Here is a 21459-nt window from a genome sequence, read left to right on the forward strand (position 1 = left end):
ATCATGAACTCCACGCAATCAGCCAGCGACGGCACTGGCTGGGTCGACAAACTCGACGATGCCGCCACGCTCGCGATGCTCGTCTCGGCGATCGGCGCGCAGCAGACGAAACTCGCCGCGAGCAGCCACACCGGCCTGAGCGGACAGGTCGACCGCGCGCAGCATCAGAAGCAGTTGCTCGGCGCCTTCGGAACGATTCGGATTGCTGATGATATTCCGGAGGCCGCGCGACTCGGTCCGTTCGCGAAGCACCCGGCCACGTATCGTATCGCGTGCCGCATTTCCAACGGACAGCCGTGCCCGCAGGCCGACACCGCATCCGATGTGCGCGGCATCGCGCTCAAGTTCTTCACGGAGGAGGGCGTCGAAACCGATCTGCTGCTGACGAACGAAGGCGGCCGCTCGCACGCGCGCAACGCGGTTCAGTTCATGGCGGTGGCCGACATCATCGTCGCGCTGCTTGCCGAGGGCACGGTCAGCGGCATCGCGCAGGGCTTGCGCGAGATGATGATGGCCAAGCTCGGGCCCGTCGAGGGCGCGCGCATTCTGGCGGTGCTTCTCAAGGAAACCAAGGTGCATCACGTCGATAGCGTGGCGACCGAGCATTACTGGGGATCGGTCGTGCAGCTCGGGCAGGCGGCGATCAAGTACTCGCTGCATCCGCATCCGTCGACATCCGCCGGTACCAACGCCGAACGCCATGGCGACAACTATCTGCGCGCGGATATCTTCAATCGTCTGGAGCAAGGGCCGGTGAAGTGGCAACTCGGCGTGCAATTCTTCGTCGATGAAGCAACGACGCCGGTCAACGATGCATCCATCGCATGGAAGTCGGATGTCATGATGATCGGTGAGATCGAACTCGATACGCCGCCATCGGCCGACGACGAAGCGCGCATCGACCGGCTCGCGTTCAATCCGGCCAACGGTTTCGCGCCGCTCGGCATCACCCATGCGCGTCAGGATGTTTATGCCGCAAGCGCCGCAAATCGCAAGGGACGCGGCGTGATGTCGAGCGACGAAGCGCGTGCAATGCTGGGCGCGCACTAAAGGCGGTCATCGCGCGACTGCGCAGGATCGTGCGTCGCGCGACGTTTTTCTCCGATAATGATGCCCATTCAGCGACGAGCGTCCGCGCCCGGGCGCTTCATCGACATCGGAGCCCGCCATGCATCTTGCCGGCATGATCCTTCCGATCTTCGCCATCATCCTGACCGGCTGGGTGGCGCGCGTGTCGGGTTACATGCCGCACGCGCTGGCGCCGTCGCTGATGCGCTTCGCCTACTACGTCGCGATGCCCGCGCTGGTCTTCCTCACCATCGCCGACGAGTCGCTTCGCTCGCTGCTCGAATGGCGCTTTCTCGCCGCGTTCGGCGGCGGCTCGATGATCTGCTTCGTGGCCGTGCTGCTCGTCGCGCGCATCGCGCGGGGCGCGAGCCTTGCATCGAGTGCGATGCTCGCCGCCGCCGTCGCGATGACCAATACCGGGTTCGTCGCGCTGCCGATCCTGAAGACGCTGTACGGCAAGCCCGGTGTGCTCGCCGCGGCGGTCGCGACGGTTTTCGTCGGCGCCGTCATGTTTCCCGTGCTCGTCATATTGATCGAGATCGGCCGGCTGGACGCGACGCGCAAGATCGACGTGGCGGCCCTCATTCGTCAGATCGCGACCAACCCGGTCATTCTCGCGACGATTTGCGGACTGCTGTGGTCCATCGTCGGATTGACGCTGCCCGCGCCGCTCGCTTCGTTTCTGACGATACTCGGCGAGGCGCTGACGCCATGCGCGCTCTTCGCGATCGGCCTGGACCTGACGCTCGACGAGCTGCGCGGGCGCGTGAGTCTCTATGCGCTTCTGACCGCGCTCAAGCTCGCCATCGTGCCGCTCGTCGTGTATGCGCTCTGCCTCGCGATGCGACTCGATCACACCGCGACCATCGCCGCGGTCGTCTGCGCCGCCGTGCCGACCGCGAAAAGCGCTTATGTGCTCGCTTCGGAATACGACGTCGAGAAAGGCGTGGTCGGCGCAGTCATTTCGATGACCACGCTCTTTTCGATCGTCACCTTGCTCGCGTGGCTCTACATTCTGTAGGCGACGGAATCACACATCGCCGAGTTCTTCGTCGACGTTGCGCTCTTCGTCATCGGGCGGCGAAATGCCGAGCGCCTTGTCCCACTGCGGCTCGCTCAGATAGCGCTCGCGCAGGAAGTCGACGAAGGCTTTCACCTTGGTCGTCGACCGATGCGAGGTCGGATACACGGCGGAAAGCCACAACGGCGGCGCCGCATAGTCGGGCAGCACGCGCACGAGACGCTGTTCGAGCAGATCGCTTGCGGCGACCATCGTCGGCAGATAGACGACGCCCGCGCCCGCGCGCGCGAATTCGAGCAGCAGATGAACGCTGTTCGTCTTCAGCACGGCGTTGAGCGCGATTTCATAGCATTCGTTGCCCTTCATGAGCGGCCAGTTGTCGCCCCACGGATAGTGCGCGTAACGCGCGAAATCGTGGCGCAGCAAATCGAGCGGCGTCTCGATGACAGGCTCTTCCTTGAGATACGCGGGCGTCGCGCACAAGACGCCGCGCACCGGAAAGAGCTTGCGCTCGACCAGCAGATTCGACGCGGGCGGATAGATCTGCAGCGCGAGATCGAAGCCTTCCTGCACGGGATCGATCACGCGATCGTTCACCGTCACGACGAACTCGATACGCGGATGCGCCTCGCGAAACGCGATCAGCGCCTGCGAGAAATGCCCCAGCGCGAAGCCCGGCAGCACATGAACATTGAGCGTGCCCGAAAGCGACTGCGTTTCGGGAATCGCACGCCCCGACAACTCGTTCACCTTCGAGACCAGCAGCAGGCAATCCTGATAGTAGGACTCCCCGACTTCGGAGAGACGCACCGCGCGCGTCGAGCGATGAAACAATGCGACGCCGAAGTGCTCCTCCAGTTGCTTCACGCGCGACGTGACGACCGATTTCGCCACGCCGAGTTGCCGCGCCGCGCTCGCGAAACTCTGCGCTTCGGCCGCGCGAACGAAGGCCTCCATCGACATGAAGAGGTCCATGCTTCCTCCTGTGTTCGTCCGTGCTCGTGCGCTAGGCCGTGCCGTTCCGGTAACGCAGCGGCGTCGTGCCGAGCCGTTCGGAAAAGAGCGCCGTCATGTGTTGCTGCGACGAGAATCCGCACGCGGCGGCGACATCGACGAGCGGTGCATCGCCCGAGCGCAGCATGCGCGCCGCGGCGCCGATGCGCTTTTCCAGCACATAGCGATAGAGCGAATGACCGGTGCGCGCCTTCACGCCATCGAAGACGGCGCGCACCGGCAGATGAAGTTCGGCGGCGAGATCGGCGCAAGAGAGGCTCTGGTCGATGTTGTCCGCGACATAGGCTGCGAGCGTCGCGAAGCCGGCGTCCGTCAGCGCGGACTTGCGCTCGCGCACGGTGCGTTCGAGATGGCGCGTCGTTTCGATCCACGCGAGCGTCGCGACGCATTGCATTTCCCACGGGTCGACCTTGCCGGTCGCGCCGTGCGCCTTCTGCCGCGCGTAGCGCACGAGGTGACGGATCGAATCGGCGCCGAGATTGCTGCGGCTGCCCGCGCGGCGCAGCGCTTCGGCATTGCGATCGGCGATGCGATTCACGAAGGCATCGGCGTAACGAAACGCGATGAACCCGTGCCGCACGTCATGCGCCTCGATGCGCATGCTGCCGCCGCGCGGATGATACGCGGCGGTTTCCGCGCGGAACGTGAAGGGCGCGGCGGGGCCGTCGTCGTAACGCGTGTCGGACACGATCGTGCCGAGCAGAAGGCAGATCATGTCCGACGAATTGCTCAGCGCGAGCGAATAAGGACGCGGGCCCGAGATGCAGTATTCGAGTCCGGGAACGCCCGCGACCGCGCTGAAGCGGTCGATGCGGGCGGGCGCGGCGGTGGCGCTCATGAGCGTGTCTCCATTTTCTTCGCGGCTCGGCATCGGACCATCGCGCGCCGCTGTTCACGCGAGTATAGATGCGCTCGCGAAGCGCCTGCACGCGCGATGGGTCGCCATTCGCGAACGCCGCGTGCGTGCTTTGCGCCCGGTGTTTACCCGAATCCCTGCACGATTCGCCCGGAATCTGTAATCCGCAAAACCTGAAAGACCTGCGCGCCGCGCCTCCGTAATGTTCGCTCACACGACACGAACGACCGGAGACGACGATGCAAACGCGGCACCCGAAACGAACGATACGAAGACGTCACGCATGCGCGCTCGCCGTGCTCGGCGCGACCTGCTCGATGACGCCCGCAGCCGATGCGCTTGCCGCCGGCATTCCTTTCGCGACGGACCGCCCGCAAACCTGGCAGTTCAGCAGCGACTTCGAAGGCACCTACGATTCCTTCGGCCAGAACCTCGAATGGAATCACGACAGCCGCGCGTTCGATTCGCACGGCAATCAGGTCGCGGGTCCGGGCACGAACACGTTCGTCGGGCTGTCGACATTCATTCACTACTGGAAAGTGCCGTCGCTGCCGCATGTGGGCTTCAATGCGAGCATCACGCTGCCCGCGATCCGCACGCAAGGCTCGCAGTTCTCGGCGAGCGGCCTCGGCGATCCGCTCGTCGGCGGACTCGTCTGGTACAACCCCGCGCCCGCGACGACGCTCGGCTTTCAGGCCTACGTGCAAGTGCCGATCGGGCAGGACGCGGTATCGACGAATACGTGGTCCTTCTGGCCTTCCGTTTTCTATGACGACTGGTACGGACACCTGAATGTTGATCTGCTGCTCGGCGGCATCGTGCGCGGCCGCACACTGCGCTCGGGCCACGACGACCTGAGCCCGGGCAACACGTTCCATCTGAATCTGCGCGTCGGCTACAGCATCTCGCCGCCCGACAGCCCCTTCGCCATTCCCTTCGTGGGTCTCGACTATCAGACGAGCGGCGGCACGTTCGACCAGACCGCATCGATGCCGGTCTCGAACAGCGCGAGCCGCGAAACGACCGTAGGGCTGGGCGTGCTGTTCCAGTTCAAGCCGAACAGCTTGCCGTTCCTGCACCAGAAGATGTACGACCAGCTTTCCATCCAATACCAGCATTCGGTCTCGGGGCGCAACACCACGCTCACCAACGGGATTCTCGTGCAGGCGTGGCACTACTGGTGAGCACATTTCCAACGATGGAGACAAACATGAGTGAGACGAACAATCCTCCCGTCGCGTCGCGGCGCAATTTCATCAAGGCCGCGGGCGCGGGAACCGCGGCGGCCGCATTCGGCGCGGTGTCGCTCACGGCGCGCGCCGCAAGCGACATCAAATTCGATGCAGAGTACGACGTCGTCGTGTGCGGCGGCGGTGGCGGCGGCTTGCCGTGCGCGCTGTTCTCGCGCTGGCTCGGCAATCGCGTCGTGATCCTGGAGAAGGCGGGCAGCGTGGGCGGCACGGCCGCGAAGGCGGCGTTCTGGTACTGGGTGCCGAACAACGAGCCGATGCGCCGCGCGGGCATCGCCGATCCCAAGGCGGACTACATGCGCTATGTCGCGCGACTGTCGCGCCCCGAGCAGTACGATCCGTCGCTGCCCAAGCTCGGTCTTTCCGACTGGGAGTACGAGATGTGCGAGGCGATCTATGACAGCGCATCGCCCGCGGCGGAACTGCTCGCGAGCAAGGGCGCGCTGCCCTATCGGCATGAAGCGGCGGTGCCGGACTACTGGGCCGAGCTTCCCGAAGACAAGGCGCCACGCGGCCGCGTGCTGTTCCCGAAGGAGGGCTTGCCGAGCATGTCCGATGGCGGGCGCGTCGCGATCCGCACGATGAGCGCGGCGGCACGGCGCGACGGCATCGACATCAGGACGGGTTATCGCGTGCAGAAGGTGCTCGTCGATGAAGCGGGCGCGGTGATCGGCGTCGAATCGCTGACGGAAGAGGGCACGCTCTATCGCGTGCGGGCGAAGAAAGCGGTGATCTTCGCCACCGGCGGCTTTACGCACGATCCCGAACTGCGCAAGAACTTCCTGCACGGCGCGGTGTATGGCGGCTGTGCGGCGCCGACCAACGAGGGCGATTTCGTGCGCATCGCGAGCGCGCTCGATGTGCAGTTGCGCAACATGAACTATTCGTGGATGGCGCCGATCTCGCTCGACAAGGCCATCGCGAAGGACGGCTCGCTCTCCGGCATCTTCACGCCTACGGGCGATTCGATGCTCTACGTGAACAAGTACGGCAAGCGCGTCGTCAACGAAAAACTCGCGTACAACGAAGTCTGCGCGACGTTTTCCGAATGGGACGGCGCGAAGGGCGAGTATCCGAACCTCACGCTCATCTCGATCTGGGATCAGCAGGCGCAGGACCATTGCGCGAGCGATGACTACGGCAGTCTCATCGTGCCGAAGGGATCGAACGACCGGCATGTGTTGCGCGGCAATACGCTTGCTGAACTCGCGGGCGCGATCCGCGAACGCATGGCGAAGTACAAGAGCGCGCTCGGCGGCGCCGACGTTTCCGGCGACTTCGTGCGCAACCTCGACGCGACGATCCGGCGCTTCAACGGCTTCGCGAAGACCGGCACGGATCAGGATTTCCATCGTGGCGAGCGCATTGTCGAGAAGCTGTTCAACGGGCCGGTATCGAAGAAAGCGGATCAGAAGAACGAGACGATGTATCCGCTCTCCGCGAAAGGGCCGTACTACGCGGCGTTGATCGTCGCGGGGAATCTCGATACCAAGGGCGGACCGAAAACCAATTCGCACGGACAAGTGCTCGATACGCGCGGCGAACCGATCAGGGGCTTGTACGGCGTCGGCAATTGCGTCGCGTCGGCGTCCGCGCGTGCTTACTGGGCGGGCGGCGGCACGCTCGGACCGATCATCGCGTTCGCCTATCGCGCGGCGCAATCCGCCAACGGGAGCCAATCATGATTCGGATAGCTAACTTATTGACGATGCTCGCGCTCGTCAGCGCCGCGGCCCATGCGCAACAGGATCCCGTCGCGATCGGCAAGAAGCTCACGACCAACAACTGCGCCGTGTGCCATACCTTCGGCAAGGGCGAGCCGAACGGGCAAGGGCCGAATCTCTTCGGGATTATCGGCAAGCCCATGGCATCGGAGCCGGGCTTCAAGTATTCGGCGGGCATGAAGGCGGCCGCATCGGGCAAGGCGTGGGACGAAAAACTGCTCGACGCCTGGCTCACCGATACGCAATCCGTCGCGCCCGGTAACGCGATGACCTATTTCGAAGGCGATGAAGCGCGGCGGCAAAAGATCATCGCTTATCTACGCACGCTGCATTGAACCGACCATCAGGAGACGAAAGCATGAACCCCATCACCATGACCGACGAACAGCGCAAGACCATTGCGCTCGAATATCTGCGCAGGCTCGATCGCGGCGCGGCCTTTTTCGATCTCTTCGACGACCACGCCGAAGTCTATTTCCCGAAGTGGGGCATCGCGACCGGCCGCGCGGCCTTCGAAAGGCTCTTCGCCGATCTCGGCTCGATCGTCGCGAAGTTCAAGCACGACCTCGCCTATCTCAACGTGATTCAGCAGGGCGATACGGTGGTCGTCGAAGGCACGAGCTACGGCACGACGAAGCACGGCGTCGACTGGCGCGCGGGCGTCACGCACGCGGGCCGCTGGACCGATGTGTTCGAAATCCGCGACTTCAAGATCCAGCGCTGCTTCATCTATCTCGACCCCGACTACGAAGGCGCGGACACGCAGCGCTATCCGTGGCTGGCGGAGCGGGAAGCGCAGAAGTAAGTACTTTCCCTAGGGTGACGATCGAGCACGCATCGTTCGGCAAACGCGAACCTCGATTCATTGCCTCGCGGCTCTCGCAGCCCTAATCTTGATTCCAGCGCGACACCGCGAACGTGAACGCAGACATGGAGACAGACATGCAACAGACCCAACTCGGCAGCCTCGATAACTATTGCAAGGGCACCATCGAAATCATCAAGGGCCAGGCCTCGCATTACGTGATGTCCAACGTGTTCGAAGTCGCGAGCCATTCCGCGCCGTATGAAAAAGTGGTCGTCGGCAAGAACCTCAAGTACGTGATCGAAACCTTGCGCGCGGAAGGCGTGTCGCCGTGGTTCACGGCATCGCACGATGAATTCGCCGTCGCGCTCGATGGCGAGATCGACGTGCACTTCATCAAGCCTTCCGATGGCGCGCTCGTGGCCGAAGACACCGAAGGCACGGTGAAGCTCGAAGGCGAACCCTCGGGCCAGAAGATGGGCTTCGTGCGCCTGCGTCGTGGACATCAGGCCTTGCTGCCAGCGGGCGCGGCGTATCGCTTCGAAGCGAGAAAGACCGGCGTGCTGCTCGTGCAGACGATCCTCGGCGCGGCATCGGTCGAGAAGTGGGCCGATATCTGCATTCAGTGAATCCCGCGAACTCTCATCTTTCGGAGCACACCATCATGGATCAAACCGTTTTCCTGCAAAGCGTCGTCGCCACCGACCCCGATGCGACCACGGGCTACCGCACATTCAAGCTGGGCGATTTCGAATTCAGTCGCGACGCGTATTTCGTCACCGTTAAGTGGCCCGCGCAGGGACAGACGCGCTCGCATCAGATGCACGCCGACGACTTCCTGCGCGCGATGATGCGCGACGTCGCGTGGGGCTTCTTCTACGGCTGGGTGAATTTCGACGAAGTGATCGGCACGCGCAATCACTACGGCAAGGTCGACATGTATGCCGGCGCGTACAACGCGAGCTTTCGCGAGGCGGGCGTCGACTACACGCAGCAGTTCGAAACGCCGATCATCATGGCGACCTTCAAGGCGATCCTGAAGGACTGGGTCAACGAAGGCTTCGACCCGTTCGCGGCGCCGGAAGAAACCGGCTCTGCATTCGGCGCGAAGCACGGCGACAACATCGCGGCGATCGACCGCACGCGCATCGCGACCAAGCGCATGCCGGGCCTCGAAGGCGACTCGCCGTTGCGCGACGACTTCCCGGTGAATCGCCAGTTTGCCGACGTATCGCAGGACGAACCGGAGATTCATGCCGAAGCGGGATTCGAAGGGCAACTGCATGCATTCAGTCTCTTCAAGTATCTGTCGCGCTCGGACGTGACGTGGAATCCGTCGGTCACCTCGGTGTGCAAGCAAAGTCTCTTTTGCCCGACGACCGAGGAGTTCGTGCTGCCGGTCTTTCATGGCAATGATCGCGTCGAGTGGTTCCTGCAACTGTCTGATCAGATCATCTGGGATGTCGCCGACAAGGACACCGGCGAGCCGCGCGCGCGCATCACGATGAACGCCGGCGATATCGCCGCGATGCCCGCCGACATCCGCCACAAGGGTTATTCGCAGAAGCGCTCGATGCTGCTCGTGTGGGAGAACGCGACGCCCGATCTGCCGAAGCGCTACGAAAGCGGCGAACTGCCGCCGTATCCGGTCGCGCTTTAAACCCTTCACGTTCCGATGCCTCACGACGGCGCCTTGCGAAGGCGTCGCGGGGAAGGCTTCGTCTTCAATCTTCGACACGAGCAAGACATGCAAACGCAACTCTTCATCGATGGCCGCTTCGTGCCCGCCCTTTCCGGCGCTACGCTCGCGACCCTGAACCCGCACGACAACAGCGAGATCGCGCAGGTCTCGATGGCCGGCCGCGAGGACGTCGATCGCGCGGTGCAGGCCGCGAAAAAGGCATTCCCGGCGTGGAGCGCAATGGCGGCGGCGGATCGCGGACGCCTGCTCCTGAAGCTCGCCGATGCCATCGAAGCGAACGCCGACGAACTCGCGCGCCTCGAATCGATGGACACGGGTCACCCGATCCGCGATACGCGCAACCTCGACGTGCCGCGCACGGCCGCGACGTTCCGCTACTTCGGCGGCATGGCCGACAAGTTCGAAGGCTCGGTGATACCGGTCGAAGCGGGCTTTCTCAACTATCTGACGCGCGAGCCCGTGGGTATCGTCGGGCAAGTCGTGCCGTGGAATTTCCCGCTGATGTTCACGAGCTGGAAGATGGCGCCCGCGCTCGCGGCGGGCAATTGCGTCGTGATGAAGCCGGCGGAACTGACGCCGTTGTCGAGCCTCGCGATTGCCCGGTTGATGGCCGAGGTCGGCTTTCCCGCGGGCGTCGTCAATGTGCTGCCGGGCCTCGGTCACGTTGCAGGGCAATACATTGCCGAGCATCCTGAGATCGGCAAGGTGGCGTTCACCGGATCGACGGCGGTGGGCCGCAAGATCGTGCAGGCATCGAGCGGCAATCTGAAGAAAGTGCAACTCGAACTGGGCGGCAAGGGCGCGAACGTCGTGTTCGGCGACGCCGATCTCAACGCCGTCGTGCAAGGCTCGGCGTTCGGCATCTTCCATAACCAGGGGCAGGCGTGCATCGCGGCATCGCGACTGATCGTGCACGAGTCCATCGCCGACGAACTGCTCGAACGCTTCACGTCGCTCGCGCGCTCGATCCGCATCGGCGATCCGCTCGATCCGTCGACGGAAATGGGGCCGCTCACGTCGCAGATGCATCGCGATCGCGTGCTTTCGTATGTCGATATCGCTCGCGAAGAGGGCGGGCGCGTGCTCGCGGGCGGCAAGTCGCCGGACGCCGCGGCGCTCGCAAATGGCTGCTATGTCGAGCCGACCATCGTGCAGGCCAAGCCGACGGATCGCGTGGCGCAAGAAGAGGTGTTCGGTCCGTTCGTCACCGTCAGCACTTTCAAGTCGGACGAAGAGGGACTCGCGATCGCCAACGGCACCGAATACGGCCTCGGCGCGGGGCTCTGGACGCGCGATCTGCAACGCGCGCATCTCTTCGCGCGGCAACTGAAGAGCGGCATGGTGTGGATCAACTGCTACAAGCGCGTGAGTCCGGGATCGCCCTTCGGCGGCGTCGGCGCGAGCGGATACGGGCGCGAGATGGGCTTCGAAGTGATGCGCGAATATACTCAGGCCAAGTCGGTGTGGGTGAACGTCGACGCCAATATTCCGCCTTACTATCCGCGCTGAGCGCACTCGAAACCATGCAATCGTTCGTCTATCAGGCCATGCCGTCGCGCGTCGTGTTCGGTGCGGGAAGCATCGAACATCTCGAACGCGAGATCGAACTTCTGGGTGCGCAGCGCGCGCTCATCCTCTCGACGCCGCCGCAGCGCGACCAGGCCGAGGCGCTCGCGCAGCGCATCGGTCATCGGGCAGCCGGCGTGTTTGCGAAAGCGGTGATGCACGTGCCCGTCGAAACGGCGCGCGAGGCGCGCGAGTATGCGCAGCGTATCGGCGCGGATTGCGCGATCGCCATCGGCGGCGGCTCGACGACGGGACTCGGCAAGGCGATCGCGCTGACATCGTCGCTGCCGATACTCGCCGTGCCGACGACCTACGCGGGCTCGGAGATGACGCCGATCTACGGCCTCACCGAAGCGGGCCTGAAGAAGACCGGCCGCGATCTGCGCGTGCTGCCGAAGACCGTGATCTACGATCCGCAACTCACGGTGTCGCTGCCCGCGTCGCTTTCCGTGACGAGCGGCATCAACGCGATCGCGCATGCGGCCGAAGGGCTGTACGCGCAGGACGCGAATCCCGTCGTGAGCCTGATGGCCGAAGAAGGCATTCGCGCGCTGGCGCATGGCATCGGCAAGGTTGTCGCCAAGCCCGACGATCTCGATGCGCGCGGCGATTGCCTGTACGGCGCATGGCTGTGCGGCGCGGTGCTCGGAAGCGTCGGCATGTCGCTGCATCACAAGCTGTGTCACACGCTCGGCGGCACGTTCAACCTGCCGCATGCCGAAACGCATACTGTCGTGCTGCCGCATGCGCTCGCCTATAACCGTGACGCCGCGCCGGACGCGATGAAGCGCATCGCCCGCGCGTTCGGCGCGGAGGACGCGGCGCAAGGCGCGTTCGAGCTCGCGCGTGTGAACGGCGCGCCGACCGCGCTGAAGGACATCGGCATGAAAGAGAGCGATATCGATATCGCCGTCGATATCGCGTTGAAGAGCCCGTACTGGAATCCGCGGCCGGTCGAGCGCGCGCCGCTGCGTGCGTTGCTCGAAGCGGCTTACGAAGGACGACGACCATGAACGAGTCACTCACGCAATCCGTCACCGAATCCTTCGGCGAGTGCGCCGATGCGCGCACGAAGGAAATCGTCACCGCGCTCGTGCGTCATCTGCATGCGTTCGCGCGCGAAGTGAAGCTCACGCACGATGAATGGCGACGCGGCATCGAGTTCCTGACCGCGACCGGCAAGAAGTGCGATGGCATCCGCCAGGAGTTCATCTTGCTGTCGGACACGCTGGGGCTGTCGATCGTGCTCGACGACATCAACCAGCATCACGACGAAGCCGCGACCGAAAGCAGCCTGCTCGGACCGTTCTATCGCGATGGCGTGAAGGAATCGCCGTTCGGCGCGAACATCGCGCAAAGCGATGGCGAGCCGGTTTTCTTTCACGGCACGGTGAGCGATGTGAACGGCAAGCCCGTCGCGGACGCGCTGATCGAAGTCTGGCAGACCGCGCCGAACGGCATGTACGAAGGGCAGGACCCGGATCAGCCGGAAGGCAATCTGCGCGGGCGCTTCCGCACGAACGCGGAAGGCGGCTACGCGTTCCATTCGATCAAGCCGACGAGCTATCCGATTCCGACCGATGGCCCCGTCGGCCAGATGCTCGTCGCGACCGGCCGGCATCCGATGCGGCCCGCGCACATTCACTTTCGCATCGATGCGCCCGGCTACGAATCGCTGACGACCGCGCTCTATTCTTCCGACGATCCCTACGTGAGTTCCGATGCGGTGTTCGGCGTGAAGCCCTCGCTCGTCATCGAGTACGTCGCGGGCAAGGAAGGCTACGATGCCAGGCGCGATTTCGTCCTGATTCCGCGGGTGCGAGCGTGAGCCATCCGGCGCACACCGATGTCTGCGCGCTCCACGACATCCCCGATGGCGGCGGCCTCGAAGCCGCGCCCTCGGTGCTCGTGCTGCGTCGCGGCGGCGAGGCATGGGCGTATCGCAACGTCTGCCCGCACTTCTCGATTCCGCTCAACTACGAGCCCGACGCATTCTGGACCTACGAAGGCGCGCTGCTGATGTGCGCCCATCACAGCGCGATGTTTCGCTTCGAGGACGGCGTGTGCGTCGACGGGCCGTGTCTCGGCGCGAGCCTGCGGCGCATTCCGATCCGCATCGAGCATGGCCGTGTGCTGATCGAGGGCGGCGACGTCACATAGGGTGTGTCGCGACGAAGTTCTTGTACGCGGCGTAAGCGGGCTTCTGCGTGACGCCGTCGTTTTGCAGCAAACCGTACGGGCCTTCTCCGCCGACCGGATCGTCGTAGAGCTCGTAGCTCTGGATCGATTCGATATCGTAGGTCGATGCGAGCGCGACGAACTGCGCCATCATCAGATTGCCGGTGAGATAGGCCGCGATCTGCTGATCGGTCCCGTAGTACGGGCGCACGCCGAACTCGTTGATCCAGATCGGCTTGCCGAGCGCCTTCAGCTCGGCGAGCACGTTATGACAGCCGGTGCCGCCGCACGCGTTGGTGATGTCGCCCTGTTCCGAGTACCAGTGCCATGCGGTGATGTCCCAGTCGACGACCGGATGCCCGACGCTGCCATCGGGTTCCATGCCGGTCGCGAGCATCTTCTGGAAGCCGTAGTGCAGCCACGTGCCGCCGCCCATGATGATCTTCCCCGACGTATCGATCGACTTGATGCCCGCGATCATTCCGCGGATCACGCCGCGCAGGACCCGGAACTTCGCGAGATCGAACTGCTGCGGATAGACGCCGTCGACATTGCCGAGGAGCAGCTCGGCTTCCATCTCGTTCGTGACCTCGTAGTACGGATAGCGGCGCGAGCTCGCCGTCTTCTGGCCGAGCGTGAAGCCGGCGTTATAGGCGTCGGTTTCGTTGCTGAAGATGTTGATGGCCGACAGGATCACCGGATACACGGTGACGCCGCCGGCCGCCATCGTCTGCGCGATGCCCGCGAGCTTGTTCGCGGTGTGCTCGTCATAAACTTCGTTGCGATAGAGCTTCGCGCCGAGATCCTGCAATTGCGAAAGCTGCAGCGCGGGGCTGGAAATATCGTAGGCGCCGCCTTCGTTATTGTGGCCGTTCACGCCGTAGAAGAGCCGCGCGGACTGAGATGCGGTCGCGCTGCCGCTGCCAGCGGACGAGGACGCGGCGCTGTCCGTGCCCGTCGATGGCGTCGTCCCGGTGCTGTCGGTCGAAGACGGGCTCGTCGTGCTCTTCGACGTTCCCGAGTCCGAAGCCGGCGTATCCGATGCCGTGACGCTCACGCCGGAAGCGGACGCGCTGCCGCTCTGCGTGGCGGTCGTGGACGATGCGGTGCTGTCGCCGCCGCCACCGCCGCCGCATGCGGCGAGCAGCATGCTTGCGGCGACTGCTAGCGCAATGGCCTTGAATCGGATGAAGCGCAAAGCCGGAACACCGGTATGAACGAAGTTCGTCATGTCGATATGCACAACTAAATGGTCGACATCCATCTCGAGTAAACAAGCGCACGTTCCGCGAGTCGTCCGGACGAACGCGGACGGACCGATGACGGACCTTTGTCCCGCGTCGCGCGCGGGGACGATGGAATGCTCGTCGATTAGCCCAGGCGATGCGCCCGAAGGAGGGCGCTGCCGAAAGCAGGGAGCGAAGAGGAGACCGCGTCGAAGCCGGTCTCAATAGGGTTTACGGCGAGAACGGACGAGACTTGAACGAAATTTGCCGGAAGCAAACGTTGCGAGCGCGCGAGAACGGGAACTTTTACCCCGAGAGCGGCCGCTCCGGTTCGAGCGCCGCACCGCCGAGGATCGACGTGGCGTCGGCGCGCGCATTGTCGAGCTGCACGACGCTCGCCTGACGCGCCGCGAGCGCATCGCGATTCGAGATCGCGGTGAAGATGGCTTTGTGACGCGGCAGCGACAGCGCGTGCGTATTTGGATGACGGCTCGTGAGCTTGATCGATTCGGTGAGCGCGAGCGACAGCATGTTGCCGATATACGCGAGCATGTCGTTGTGCGTCGCCGTCATGATCGCGCGATGAAACGCGAGATCGGGATCGAGCAGATCGGCGGCCGTTTTCGCGCCTTCCATGCGCTCATACGCGGCGCCGATGCGCGCGATGTCCTCATCCGTGGCGGCGATGGCCGCGAGCGCGGCGGCGGCCGGCTCGATGATCTGGCGCACGGTCATCAGCGAGCGGAAGAACTCGCCTTCGGGCAGATGACTGATCGTCCACACGAGCACATCGGGGTCCAGCATGTGCCATTCCTCGCGCGCGCGCACGACGCTGCCCACGCGCGGCTTCGACACGACGAGCCCCTTCGCGACGAGCACGCGCGTCGCCTCGCGCAGCACCGGCCGGCTCACGCCATAGCTTTCGCACAGCGTAGGCTCGGCGGGCAGACGTTCGCCCGGCGCAATCACGCCGCTCACGATCCGCATGCCGAGCTCCTGCACGATGCGTCCGTGCATGCTCTTGCGTTGCCTGGGATTGCGGTAGTCCATGATGAGCGGCTCGAACGACCGCTACTGAGCGCTCGTCGCGCGCATCGCCCGATATTCCCGCCGCACGATATCCATCAACTCCGCGACCGATGTGTTCGCGCTCTTCTGCTCGTAGGTCACGCGGCCACGCTGCATCAACATGATGCGATCCGCGATGTCGAGCGTCTGCGCATAGTTGTGCATGATCATGATGATCGAGAGCCCGCCTTTCTCCTTCAGACGCATGACGAGGTCAATGATGAGCGCGGCCTCGCGCGCGCCCATCGCGGCGAGGGGTTCGTCCAGCAGCAGGATTCTCGCGTTCGAATGCACGGCGCGCGCGACCGCGATGGCCTGACGCTGTCCGCCGGACAGGCGTTCCACCGGCAGATCGACCGAAGGCACATGCACGCCGATATCCTCGAGACATTGCGCGGCGCGCTCGCGCATCTGCCGGTGGTCGACCAGACGCAACACGCCGGCGGGACCGCGCCGCACGATCTCCCGGTTGAGGAACATGTTGTGATAGATCGACAGCGAGTTCGCGAGCGCGAGATCCTGATACACGCATTCGATGCCGAGCGCGCGCGCATGATCGACGGACTTGAGCAGCGTCTCTTCGCCGTGCACCGAGAGCGTGCCGCTCGTCTGCTGATGAAAGCCCGTGAGGATCTTGACCAGTGTCGACTTGCCCGCGCCGTTGTCGCCGAGAATGCCGAGAATCTCGCCACGGCCGAGCGTGAGCGAAACGCCGTCGAGCGCGGTGACCGCGCCGAAGCGCTTGACCAGCTTGTCGCCGCGCAGCGCCAGATCGGCGTGTTCGGCGGGAGCCGTTTGCGGATCTGCCATCACCGTGCTCCCTTGCGGCGAATGCGCCCGACGTGGATATTGAAGATCATCGCGGCGAGAATCGCGGCCCCGAGAATGATGTTGAAGGTGAACGCGTTGATGCCGATCAGCGTGAAGCCGTCGCTCAAAATGCCGAGCACCGCCGCGCCGAGCAGACCGCCGACGATCGTGCCCGAGCCGCCCGTCAACGGCGTGCCGCCGATCACCGCGGCGGCGACGGCGAGAAACATGATCTGGTTGCCGCCCGCTTGCGGATCGATCGACGTGATGCGGAAGCTTTCGAGGATGCCCGTGAAGCCCGCGAGCACCGCGGCGAGCACGAAATTGCCGAGCCGCAGCCGGTTCACGTGGATGCCCGCCTCGCTCGCGCCGAGCGCGTTCGCGCCCGCCGCCTGCGTATGCAGGCCCCAGCGCGTATGCCGCAACAGCACGTGCATGACGAACGCGATCGCCACGGTCCAGATGATCTCGCTGTAGCCCCACGCGCCCATCACGGCGGCGAACCCGGGCGAACCCGGCGTCGCGGCGGGCGTGCCGCGCGAGACCGTCAGCGTGATGCCGTTGATCAGGAAGAGCGTGCCGAGCGTCGTCACGAACGAAGGCAGGCGCAGAAAGACCGTCACCGCCCCGTTCACGAAGCCGATGATCGCCGCCGCGACGAGCCCCGCGATCACCGCGAGCCACATCGGCGCACCCGCATCGTTCGCGAACACCATCATGAACGGCGCGAACGCGAACACCATGCCCGCCGACAGATCGATGTCGCCGCCGATCATCAGCATGATCTCGCCGAACGCGATGATCGCGACCGGCGCGACATACTGCGAGAGGTTGACGAGGCTCGCGTTGCTGAACAGGAAGTCGTGATTGACGAACTGGAAGTAGGCCGCGAGCAGCACGGCCACGAGCAGGATGCGCAACTCGGGCGCCCAGTGCGACGCCCACGCGCCGCGCGGACTCGTCATCCGCGCGGGCGTCGTTGCTTTACGAGGTTCGTTCACCGTGTTCATCAGGACTTGATCGCGCCTTTCATCGGCACGATTTGCGGCTTGGTGGTCTTGCCTTCATAACGCGTCGACGTGTTGAGATACGGCTCGACCGTATCCTTCGTCACGAACTTGAGACCGGTGTTGATGTTCGCCGGCCCGACGAGCCCGCCCGAGGCCAGGAACACGAACGCCTCCATCACCGTGTAGAAGCCCTGCACATACGGCTGCTGGTCGATCGTGAAGTCGAGGAAGCCTTCGTGGATGAGCTGGATGGTCTGCGGCAACAGATCGAAGCCGCCGCCGTGCACGCCCTTCGACGGCAGGTTCGATTCCTTCATCACTTGCGCGACGCCCTGCGTGCTGCCCGCATCGACGGCGAACATGCCTTTGAGGTCCTGGTGGCCGAGATAGAACGACTTGATCTTCGACAGCTCTTCGTTGACGGTCGCGCCCGTCGCGACGGTCTGAATATCGATCTTCTTGCCGGACTTCTTGATCGCATCGCTTGCGCCGTCGAGACGCGGCTGGATGTTCAACTGTCCCGGCGTCGCGATGAAGAGCGCGACCATGCCGCTGTCGATGAGACTCGCGATGCGCTCGCCCATCTGATAGCCCGACAGATACAGGTCCTGCCCGATATACGCGAGCCGCGGATTCGACTTGCCGCGCGGCGCGTCGGCGTTGTAAGCGAATACGGGAATGCCGGCGTCGAGCGCGGCCTGAATGGGCTTGTCGAACGCGTTCGGATCGACGATCGGCACGGCGATCGCATCGGCTTTCGCGGCGATCGCGGAATTCACCGCGCGCACCATTTCGCCCGCATCGGAGGTGGCCGAACCGGTCCATTGATAGTCCATGCCGAACATCGCGCACGCATCCTGAATGCCGTATTGCGTCGGCACGAAGAACGGGTTCGTCGTCACATGATTCACGAACACGATCTTCCATTTCTTGTGCTGCGGAAACGCCGCTTCGGCCGCCTGCGCGGTCGAAATCAGGCCGCCGCCGCCGGCCACGCCGCCGAGGAGCGACAGCGCCGCGCCGAGTCCCGCCCCTTGCATGATGCCGCGCCGGCCCGCACTGATGAGGCTGCCGTCTTTCGCGTCGTCATCCCGATTCTGCGCCATATCTTCCTCCGGTCTCTTCTTCGTTGGTCGATGGGTCGACTCATCGTCGATCACGTTCAGATACTGGGTTTCAACGCATGTCACGCGCAGGCGGCTTTCATCGATGAAAGAAGAACGCGTTGCGGATGACAATGCGAACGGTGTGCGAGAGGGCGATTCGGCAGCGCGGCGTTTTGAACTAGTAATTGGGATTGGGGAAGCCCGCGCGCTGACTTCAATAGACAAACTATATGCAGAGTGTTTTGACGTTTCGATTAGCGTTTTCCCGGTGCGTGCCATCCATATAGTCATGCTATTTATAGGTCTTTCTCACTGAGTGAGCAAAGCCATGAGCGCCCCAAAAGCCAAGCTCCGCTCGGCAGCGTGGTTCGGCACCGCCGACAAGAACGGCTTCATGTACCGGAGCTGGATGAAAAACCAGGGCATACCGGATCACGAGTTCGCGGGCAAGCCGATCATCGGCATATGTAATACGTGGTCCGAACTAACGCCGTGCAATTCGCACTTTCGCAAGCTCGCCGAGCACGTGAAGCGCGGCGTGTTCGAAGCGGGCGGATTTCCCGTCGAGTTTCCGGTGTTTTCCAACGGCGAATCGAATCTGCGGCCCACCGCGATGTTCACGCGCAATCTCGCGAGCATGGACGTCGAAGAGGCGATACGCGGCAATCCCGTCGATGCGGTCGTGTTGCTCGTCGGCTGCGACAAGACGACGCCCGCGTTGCTGATGGGCGCGGCGAGTTGCGATGTGCCCGCGATCGTCGTCTCCGGCGGCCCGATGTTGAACGGCAAGCATGAAGGTCGCGACATCGGCTCCGGAACGGTCGTGTGGCAACTCTCCGAGCAGGTGAAGGCGGGCAAGATCTCGATTCACGAGTTCATGTCGGCGGAAGCGGGCATGTCGCGCTCGACGGGCACGTGCAACACGATGGGCACCGCATCGACGATGGCGTGCATGGCCGAATCGCTCGGCGTCACGCTGCCGCACAACGCGGCGATTCCGGCGGTCGACTCGCGCCGTTATGTGCTCGCGCATCTGTCGGGCATGCGTATCGTCGACATGGCGCTGGAAGATCTGCGTCTCTCGAAGCTGCTCACGCGCGAGGCGTTCGAGAATGCGATTCGTGCGAACGCCGCGATCGGCGGATCGACGAACGCGGCGATTCACCTGAAGGCGATCGCGGGGCGCATCGGCGTGAAGCTCGAACTCGACGACTGGACGCGCATCGGACGCGGCACCCCGACGCTCGTCGACCTGCAGCCTTCGGGGCGTTTCCTGATGGAAGAGTTCTACTACGCGGGCGGCCTGCCCGCGGTGCTGCGGCGGCTCGGCGAAGCGAACCTGATTCCGCATCCGGATGCGCTCACGGCCAACGGCCGCACGCTATGGGAGAACGTGAAGGAGGCGCCGCTCTATAACGACGAAGTGATTCGCCCGATCGACAAGCCGCTCGTCGCGGATGGCGGATTGTGCGTGCTGCGCGGCAATCTCGCGCCCAATGGCGCGGTGCTCAAGCCGTCGGCTGCGACGCCAGCGCTCCTGAAGCATCGCGGCCGCGCCGTCGTGTTCGAGGATTTCGACGACTACAAGCGGCGTATCGCCGATCCCGATCTCGACGTCACGGCGGACTCCGTGCTCGTGATGAAGAATTGCGGGCCGAAGGGTTATCCGGGCATGGCGGAAGTCGGCAACATGGGTCTGCCGCCGAAGCTGCTCGCTCAGGGCGTGACGGACATGGTGCGCGTGTCGGACGCGCGCATGAGCGGCACCGCATACGGCACCGTCGTGCTGCACGTCGCGCCCGAAGCGCGCGCGGGCGGGCCGCTCGCGATCGTGCGCGATGGCGACTGGATCGAGCTCGACTGCGATAAAGGCGTGCTGCGCATCGACATAGGCGACGACGAAATCCGCACGCGCCTCGATGCATGGGCGGCGTCGAAGCGCGAGATTCCCGAGGACCGCACGGGCTATCGAAAGCTCTACGTGGAGCACGTGCTGCAAGCCGATGAAGGCTGCGACTTCGACTTTCTCGTCGGATGCCGTGGCGCGGACGTGCCGAAGCACTCGCACTGAGGCGTCATTTGCGCGGGTTCCACGTAGCGATCGCGACGCCGAGCACCGCGACGGCCATCGCCCACCATGCGGCTGCCGGCAGCACTTCGCCGAGAAAGAAGTACGACAGCACGGCAGCCGCCGGCGGCACGAAGAAGAACAGCGAAGCCACTTGCGATACCTTGCCGGCGCGCGTCATCGCGAGCAGCAGCGTGATCGCGATCAGCGAATTGCCGACCACGAGATAGGCGAGCGTCGCGATGAACGTCGGCGTCCATTGCACGGGCGCGTGCTCGAAGAAGAAGGCCATCGGCGCGCAGAACACGAAGCCGACGCCGTATTGCACGAGATTCGATGTCACCGGGTCCTGCGCGGTGCCGAGGCGCTTTTCATAGAGCATCGCCCCGGTGATGCCGATGAGCGCGCCGATCGCCAGCAGCACGGGCCCGATCGATTGCGCATGCAGCGGCCCGCGCGCGACGATCACGCCCGCCGCGCCCGCGAGGCCGAGCAGCAAGCCGACCCAGCGCCGCATGCCGATGCGCTCGCCGACGAACTTCGGCGCGAGCACGCCGACGAGAATCGGCTGTAGCGACACGATCAAGGCGAGCACGGATGTCGCGATGCCCGCCGTCATCGACAGATAGCTGAGCCCGAAGTACATCACCTGCACGAGAAAGCCGACGACGCCCAGATGCAGCCACGCACGCGCGCTGCGCGGCCATTGCGGGCGCTTGAGCGCGCACACCGCGAGCAGCACGCCGACGCTCAGCGCGAAGCGTATCGACAGAAACGTCAGCGGCGACGCGTAATGCAGGCCGGTCTTCGCGATCGGAAAACCCGCGGACCAGAGCAACAGGAAAAGGATGGGACCGCCGGTCGTGAGCCAGCGGCGTCCGGTTTGCGTGCTGCCGTCTTCTTGCCGGTCGATGTGCGGCGCTCGCGCCATGTTCGCGTCCTCGTTGTCTGCATGTGCAGCGGAAGTACCCGATTGTAGTGGTCGCG

22 protein-coding genes are annotated in these 21459 nt (G+C 64.2%); 14 read left to right on the forward strand and 8 right to left on the reverse strand.

Annotated elements, in window-relative coordinates; translation table 11 throughout:
- The first annotated feature begins 3 nt into the window (after nt 1-3).
- Nucleotides 4-1050: a catalase gene (locus U4Y90_RS15325; protein WP_321795621.1), complete on the forward strand. Its 1047-nt coding sequence runs from the start codon at nt 4-6 to the stop codon at nt 1048-1050.
- A 118-nt stretch (nt 1051-1168) separates the two neighbouring features.
- Nucleotides 1169-2089 (forward strand): AEC family transporter, encoded by a 921-nt coding sequence (locus tag U4Y90_RS15330; protein WP_321795623.1) that lies wholly within the window; start codon nt 1169-1171, stop codon nt 2087-2089.
- A 9-nt stretch (nt 2090-2098) separates the two neighbouring features.
- Here the strand turns inward: U4Y90_RS15330 and U4Y90_RS15335 are convergent, their stop codons facing one another.
- Together U4Y90_RS15335 and U4Y90_RS15340 are read right to left on the reverse strand one after the other, a co-directional pair.
- Entirely contained in the window at nt 2099-3064 is a 966-nt protein-coding gene (locus U4Y90_RS15335) for a LysR family transcriptional regulator (RefSeq protein WP_321795625.1), read from the reverse strand.
- A gap of 31 nt (nt 3065-3095) precedes the next feature.
- Entirely contained in the window at nt 3096-3941 is an 846-nt protein-coding gene (locus U4Y90_RS15340) for an AraC family transcriptional regulator (protein WP_321795627.1), read from the reverse strand.
- A 257-nt stretch (nt 3942-4198) separates the two neighbouring features.
- On the opposite strand from U4Y90_RS15340, the gene U4Y90_RS15345 reads away from it, so the two are divergent.
- The 10 genes from U4Y90_RS15345 to U4Y90_RS15390 all read left to right on the forward strand — a co-directional run bounded on the left by U4Y90_RS15345 (nt 4199) and on the right by U4Y90_RS15390 (nt 13166).
- The gene (locus U4Y90_RS15345; RefSeq protein WP_321795629.1) at nt 4199-5143 is read left to right on the forward strand and encodes a transporter; all 945 of its coding nucleotides are present in this window, start codon (nt 4199-4201) and stop codon (nt 5141-5143) included.
- Between the two features lie 26 nt (nt 5144-5169).
- Entirely contained in the window at nt 5170-6894 is a 1725-nt protein-coding gene (locus U4Y90_RS15350) for an FAD-dependent oxidoreductase (RefSeq protein WP_321795631.1), read from the forward strand.
- The gene (locus U4Y90_RS15355; RefSeq protein ID WP_321795633.1) at nt 6891-7268 is read left to right on the forward strand and encodes a c-type cytochrome; all 378 of its coding nucleotides are present in this window, start codon (nt 6891-6893) and stop codon (nt 7266-7268) included. Before U4Y90_RS15350 ends, U4Y90_RS15355 begins: the two co-directional genes overlap by 4 nt.
- A 23-nt stretch (nt 7269-7291) precedes the next feature.
- Nucleotides 7292-7738 carry a nuclear transport factor 2 family protein gene (locus U4Y90_RS15360; protein WP_321795635.1) on the forward strand — a complete coding sequence of 149 codons (447 nt, stop codon included), beginning with the start codon at nt 7292-7294 and terminating at the stop codon, nt 7736-7738.
- Between the two features lie 137 nt (nt 7739-7875).
- Entirely contained in the window at nt 7876-8367 is a 492-nt protein-coding gene (locus tag U4Y90_RS15365) for a hydroxyquinol 1,2-dioxygenase (protein ID WP_321795637.1), read from the forward strand.
- Between the two features lie 35 nt (nt 8368-8402).
- Nucleotides 8403-9398 (forward strand): hydroxyquinol 1,2-dioxygenase, encoded by a 996-nt coding sequence (locus U4Y90_RS15370; RefSeq protein WP_321795638.1) that lies wholly within the window; start codon nt 8403-8405, stop codon nt 9396-9398.
- A gap of 87 nt (nt 9399-9485) precedes the next feature.
- Nucleotides 9486-10949 (forward strand): aldehyde dehydrogenase family protein, encoded by a 1464-nt coding sequence (locus U4Y90_RS15375; RefSeq protein WP_321795640.1) that lies wholly within the window; start codon nt 9486-9488, stop codon nt 10947-10949.
- A gap of 14 nt (nt 10950-10963) precedes the next feature.
- Complete coding sequence (locus U4Y90_RS15380; RefSeq protein WP_321795642.1) at nt 10964-12019, forward strand: maleylacetate reductase; 1056 nt, start codon at nt 10964-10966, stop codon at nt 12017-12019.
- A complete protein-coding gene (locus tag U4Y90_RS15385; protein WP_321795644.1) occupies nt 12016-12834 on the forward strand; it encodes an intradiol ring-cleavage dioxygenase in 819 nt (272 codons plus the stop codon). The genes U4Y90_RS15380 and U4Y90_RS15385 overlap by 4 nt, the downstream gene beginning before the upstream one ends.
- Nucleotides 12831-13166 (forward strand): Rieske (2Fe-2S) protein, encoded by a 336-nt coding sequence (locus U4Y90_RS15390; protein WP_321795646.1) that lies wholly within the window; start codon nt 12831-12833, stop codon nt 13164-13166. Before U4Y90_RS15385 ends, U4Y90_RS15390 begins: the two co-directional genes overlap by 4 nt.
- Here U4Y90_RS15390 and U4Y90_RS15395 read toward each other — a convergent pair.
- The 5 genes from U4Y90_RS15395 to U4Y90_RS15415 all read right to left on the reverse strand — a co-directional run bounded on the left by U4Y90_RS15395 (nt 13159) and on the right by U4Y90_RS15415 (nt 18404).
- Nucleotides 13159-14415, reverse strand: coding sequence for a hypothetical protein (locus tag U4Y90_RS15395; protein ID WP_321795648.1), 1257 nt, complete (start codon nt 14413-14415; stop codon nt 13159-13161). The two genes, U4Y90_RS15390 and U4Y90_RS15395, sit on opposite strands and share 8 nt — an antisense overlap.
- A 301-nt stretch (nt 14416-14716) precedes the next feature.
- Nucleotides 14717-15460 carry a FadR/GntR family transcriptional regulator gene (locus U4Y90_RS15400; protein WP_321795650.1) on the reverse strand — a complete coding sequence of 248 codons (744 nt, stop codon included), beginning with the start codon at nt 15458-15460 and terminating at the stop codon, nt 14717-14719.
- A gap of 21 nt (nt 15461-15481) precedes the next feature.
- Nucleotides 15482-16288, reverse strand: a complete 807-nt coding sequence (locus U4Y90_RS15405) for an ATP-binding cassette domain-containing protein (RefSeq protein WP_321795652.1) — start codon at nt 16286-16288, stop codon at nt 15482-15484.
- The gene (locus tag U4Y90_RS15410; protein ID WP_321795654.1) at nt 16288-17298 is read right to left on the reverse strand and encodes an ABC transporter permease; all 1011 of its coding nucleotides are present in this window, start codon (nt 17296-17298) and stop codon (nt 16288-16290) included. Before U4Y90_RS15410 ends, U4Y90_RS15405 begins: the two co-directional genes overlap by 1 nt.
- On the reverse strand, nt 17298-18404 hold the full coding sequence (locus U4Y90_RS15415) for a sugar ABC transporter substrate-binding protein (protein WP_321795655.1): 1107 nt from the start codon (nt 18402-18404) through the stop codon (nt 17298-17300). Before U4Y90_RS15415 ends, U4Y90_RS15410 begins: the two co-directional genes overlap by 1 nt.
- A gap of 103 nt (nt 18405-18507) precedes the next feature.
- Between U4Y90_RS15415 and U4Y90_RS15420 the strand changes: the two genes are divergently transcribed.
- On the forward strand, nt 18508-18720 hold the full coding sequence (locus U4Y90_RS15420; RefSeq protein ID WP_321795657.1) for a hypothetical protein: 213 nt from the start codon (nt 18508-18510) through the stop codon (nt 18718-18720).
- A gap of 12 nt (nt 18721-18732) precedes the next feature.
- Entirely contained in the window at nt 18733-20475 is a 1743-nt protein-coding gene (locus U4Y90_RS15425) for an IlvD/Edd family dehydratase (RefSeq protein ID WP_321795659.1), read from the forward strand.
- Nucleotides 20476-20479: 4 nt separating this feature from the next.
- Here the strand turns inward: U4Y90_RS15425 and U4Y90_RS15430 are convergent, their stop codons facing one another.
- Entirely contained in the window at nt 20480-21403 is a 924-nt protein-coding gene (locus tag U4Y90_RS15430) for a DMT family transporter (RefSeq protein ID WP_321795660.1), read from the reverse strand.
- Nucleotides 21404-21459: the final 56 nt, after the last annotated feature.

Source organism: Caballeronia sp. J97 (genome assembly GCF_905220305.1).
Classification (GTDB): Bacteria; Pseudomonadota; Gammaproteobacteria; order Burkholderiales; family Burkholderiaceae; genus Caballeronia.

Coding starts and splice junctions, on each gene's coding strand:
- U4Y90_RS15360 (WP_321795635.1), top strand. CDS start 7,292: ATGAACCCCATCACCATGACCGACGAACAGCGCAAGACCATTGCGCTC.
- U4Y90_RS15400 (WP_321795650.1), bottom strand. CDS start 15,460: ATGGACTACCGCAATCCCAGGCAACGCAAGAGCATGCACGGACGCATC.
- U4Y90_RS15420 (WP_321795657.1), top strand. CDS start 18,508: ATGAAAGAAGAACGCGTTGCGGATGACAATGCGAACGGTGTGCGAGAG.
- U4Y90_RS15395 (WP_321795648.1), bottom strand. CDS start 14,415: ATGACGAACTTCGTTCATACCGGTGTTCCGGCTTTGCGCTTCATCCGA.
- U4Y90_RS15335 (WP_321795625.1), bottom strand. CDS start 3,064: ATGGACCTCTTCATGTCGATGGAGGCCTTCGTTCGCGCGGCCGAAGCG.
- U4Y90_RS15355 (WP_321795633.1), top strand. CDS start 6,891: ATGATTCGGATAGCTAACTTATTGACGATGCTCGCGCTCGTCAGCGCC.
- U4Y90_RS15375 (WP_321795640.1), top strand. CDS start 9,486: ATGCAAACGCAACTCTTCATCGATGGCCGCTTCGTGCCCGCCCTTTCC.
- U4Y90_RS15380 (WP_321795642.1), top strand. CDS start 10,964: ATGCAATCGTTCGTCTATCAGGCCATGCCGTCGCGCGTCGTGTTCGGT.
- U4Y90_RS15370 (WP_321795638.1), top strand. CDS start 8,403: ATGGATCAAACCGTTTTCCTGCAAAGCGTCGTCGCCACCGACCCCGAT.
- U4Y90_RS15425 (WP_321795659.1), top strand. CDS start 18,733: ATGAGCGCCCCAAAAGCCAAGCTCCGCTCGGCAGCGTGGTTCGGCACC.
- U4Y90_RS15340 (WP_321795627.1), bottom strand. CDS start 3,941: ATGAGCGCCACCGCCGCGCCCGCCCGCATCGACCGCTTCAGCGCGGTC.
- U4Y90_RS15430 (WP_321795660.1), bottom strand. CDS start 21,403: ATGGCGCGAGCGCCGCACATCGACCGGCAAGAAGACGGCAGCACGCAA.
- U4Y90_RS15330 (WP_321795623.1), top strand. CDS start 1,169: ATGCATCTTGCCGGCATGATCCTTCCGATCTTCGCCATCATCCTGACC.
- U4Y90_RS15405 (WP_321795652.1), bottom strand. CDS start 16,288: ATGGCAGATCCGCAAACGGCTCCCGCCGAACACGCCGATCTGGCGCTG.
- U4Y90_RS15345 (WP_321795629.1), top strand. CDS start 4,199: ATGCAAACGCGGCACCCGAAACGAACGATACGAAGACGTCACGCATGC.
- U4Y90_RS15365 (WP_321795637.1), top strand. CDS start 7,876: ATGCAACAGACCCAACTCGGCAGCCTCGATAACTATTGCAAGGGCACC.
- U4Y90_RS15350 (WP_321795631.1), top strand. CDS start 5,170: ATGAGTGAGACGAACAATCCTCCCGTCGCGTCGCGGCGCAATTTCATC.
- U4Y90_RS15385 (WP_321795644.1), top strand. CDS start 12,016: ATGAACGAGTCACTCACGCAATCCGTCACCGAATCCTTCGGCGAGTGC.
- U4Y90_RS15415 (WP_321795655.1), bottom strand. CDS start 18,404: ATGGCGCAGAATCGGGATGACGACGCGAAAGACGGCAGCCTCATCAGT.
- U4Y90_RS15410 (WP_321795654.1), bottom strand. CDS start 17,298: ATGAACACGGTGAACGAACCTCGTAAAGCAACGACGCCCGCGCGGATG.
- U4Y90_RS15325 (WP_321795621.1), top strand. CDS start 4: ATGAACTCCACGCAATCAGCCAGCGACGGCACTGGCTGGGTCGACAAA.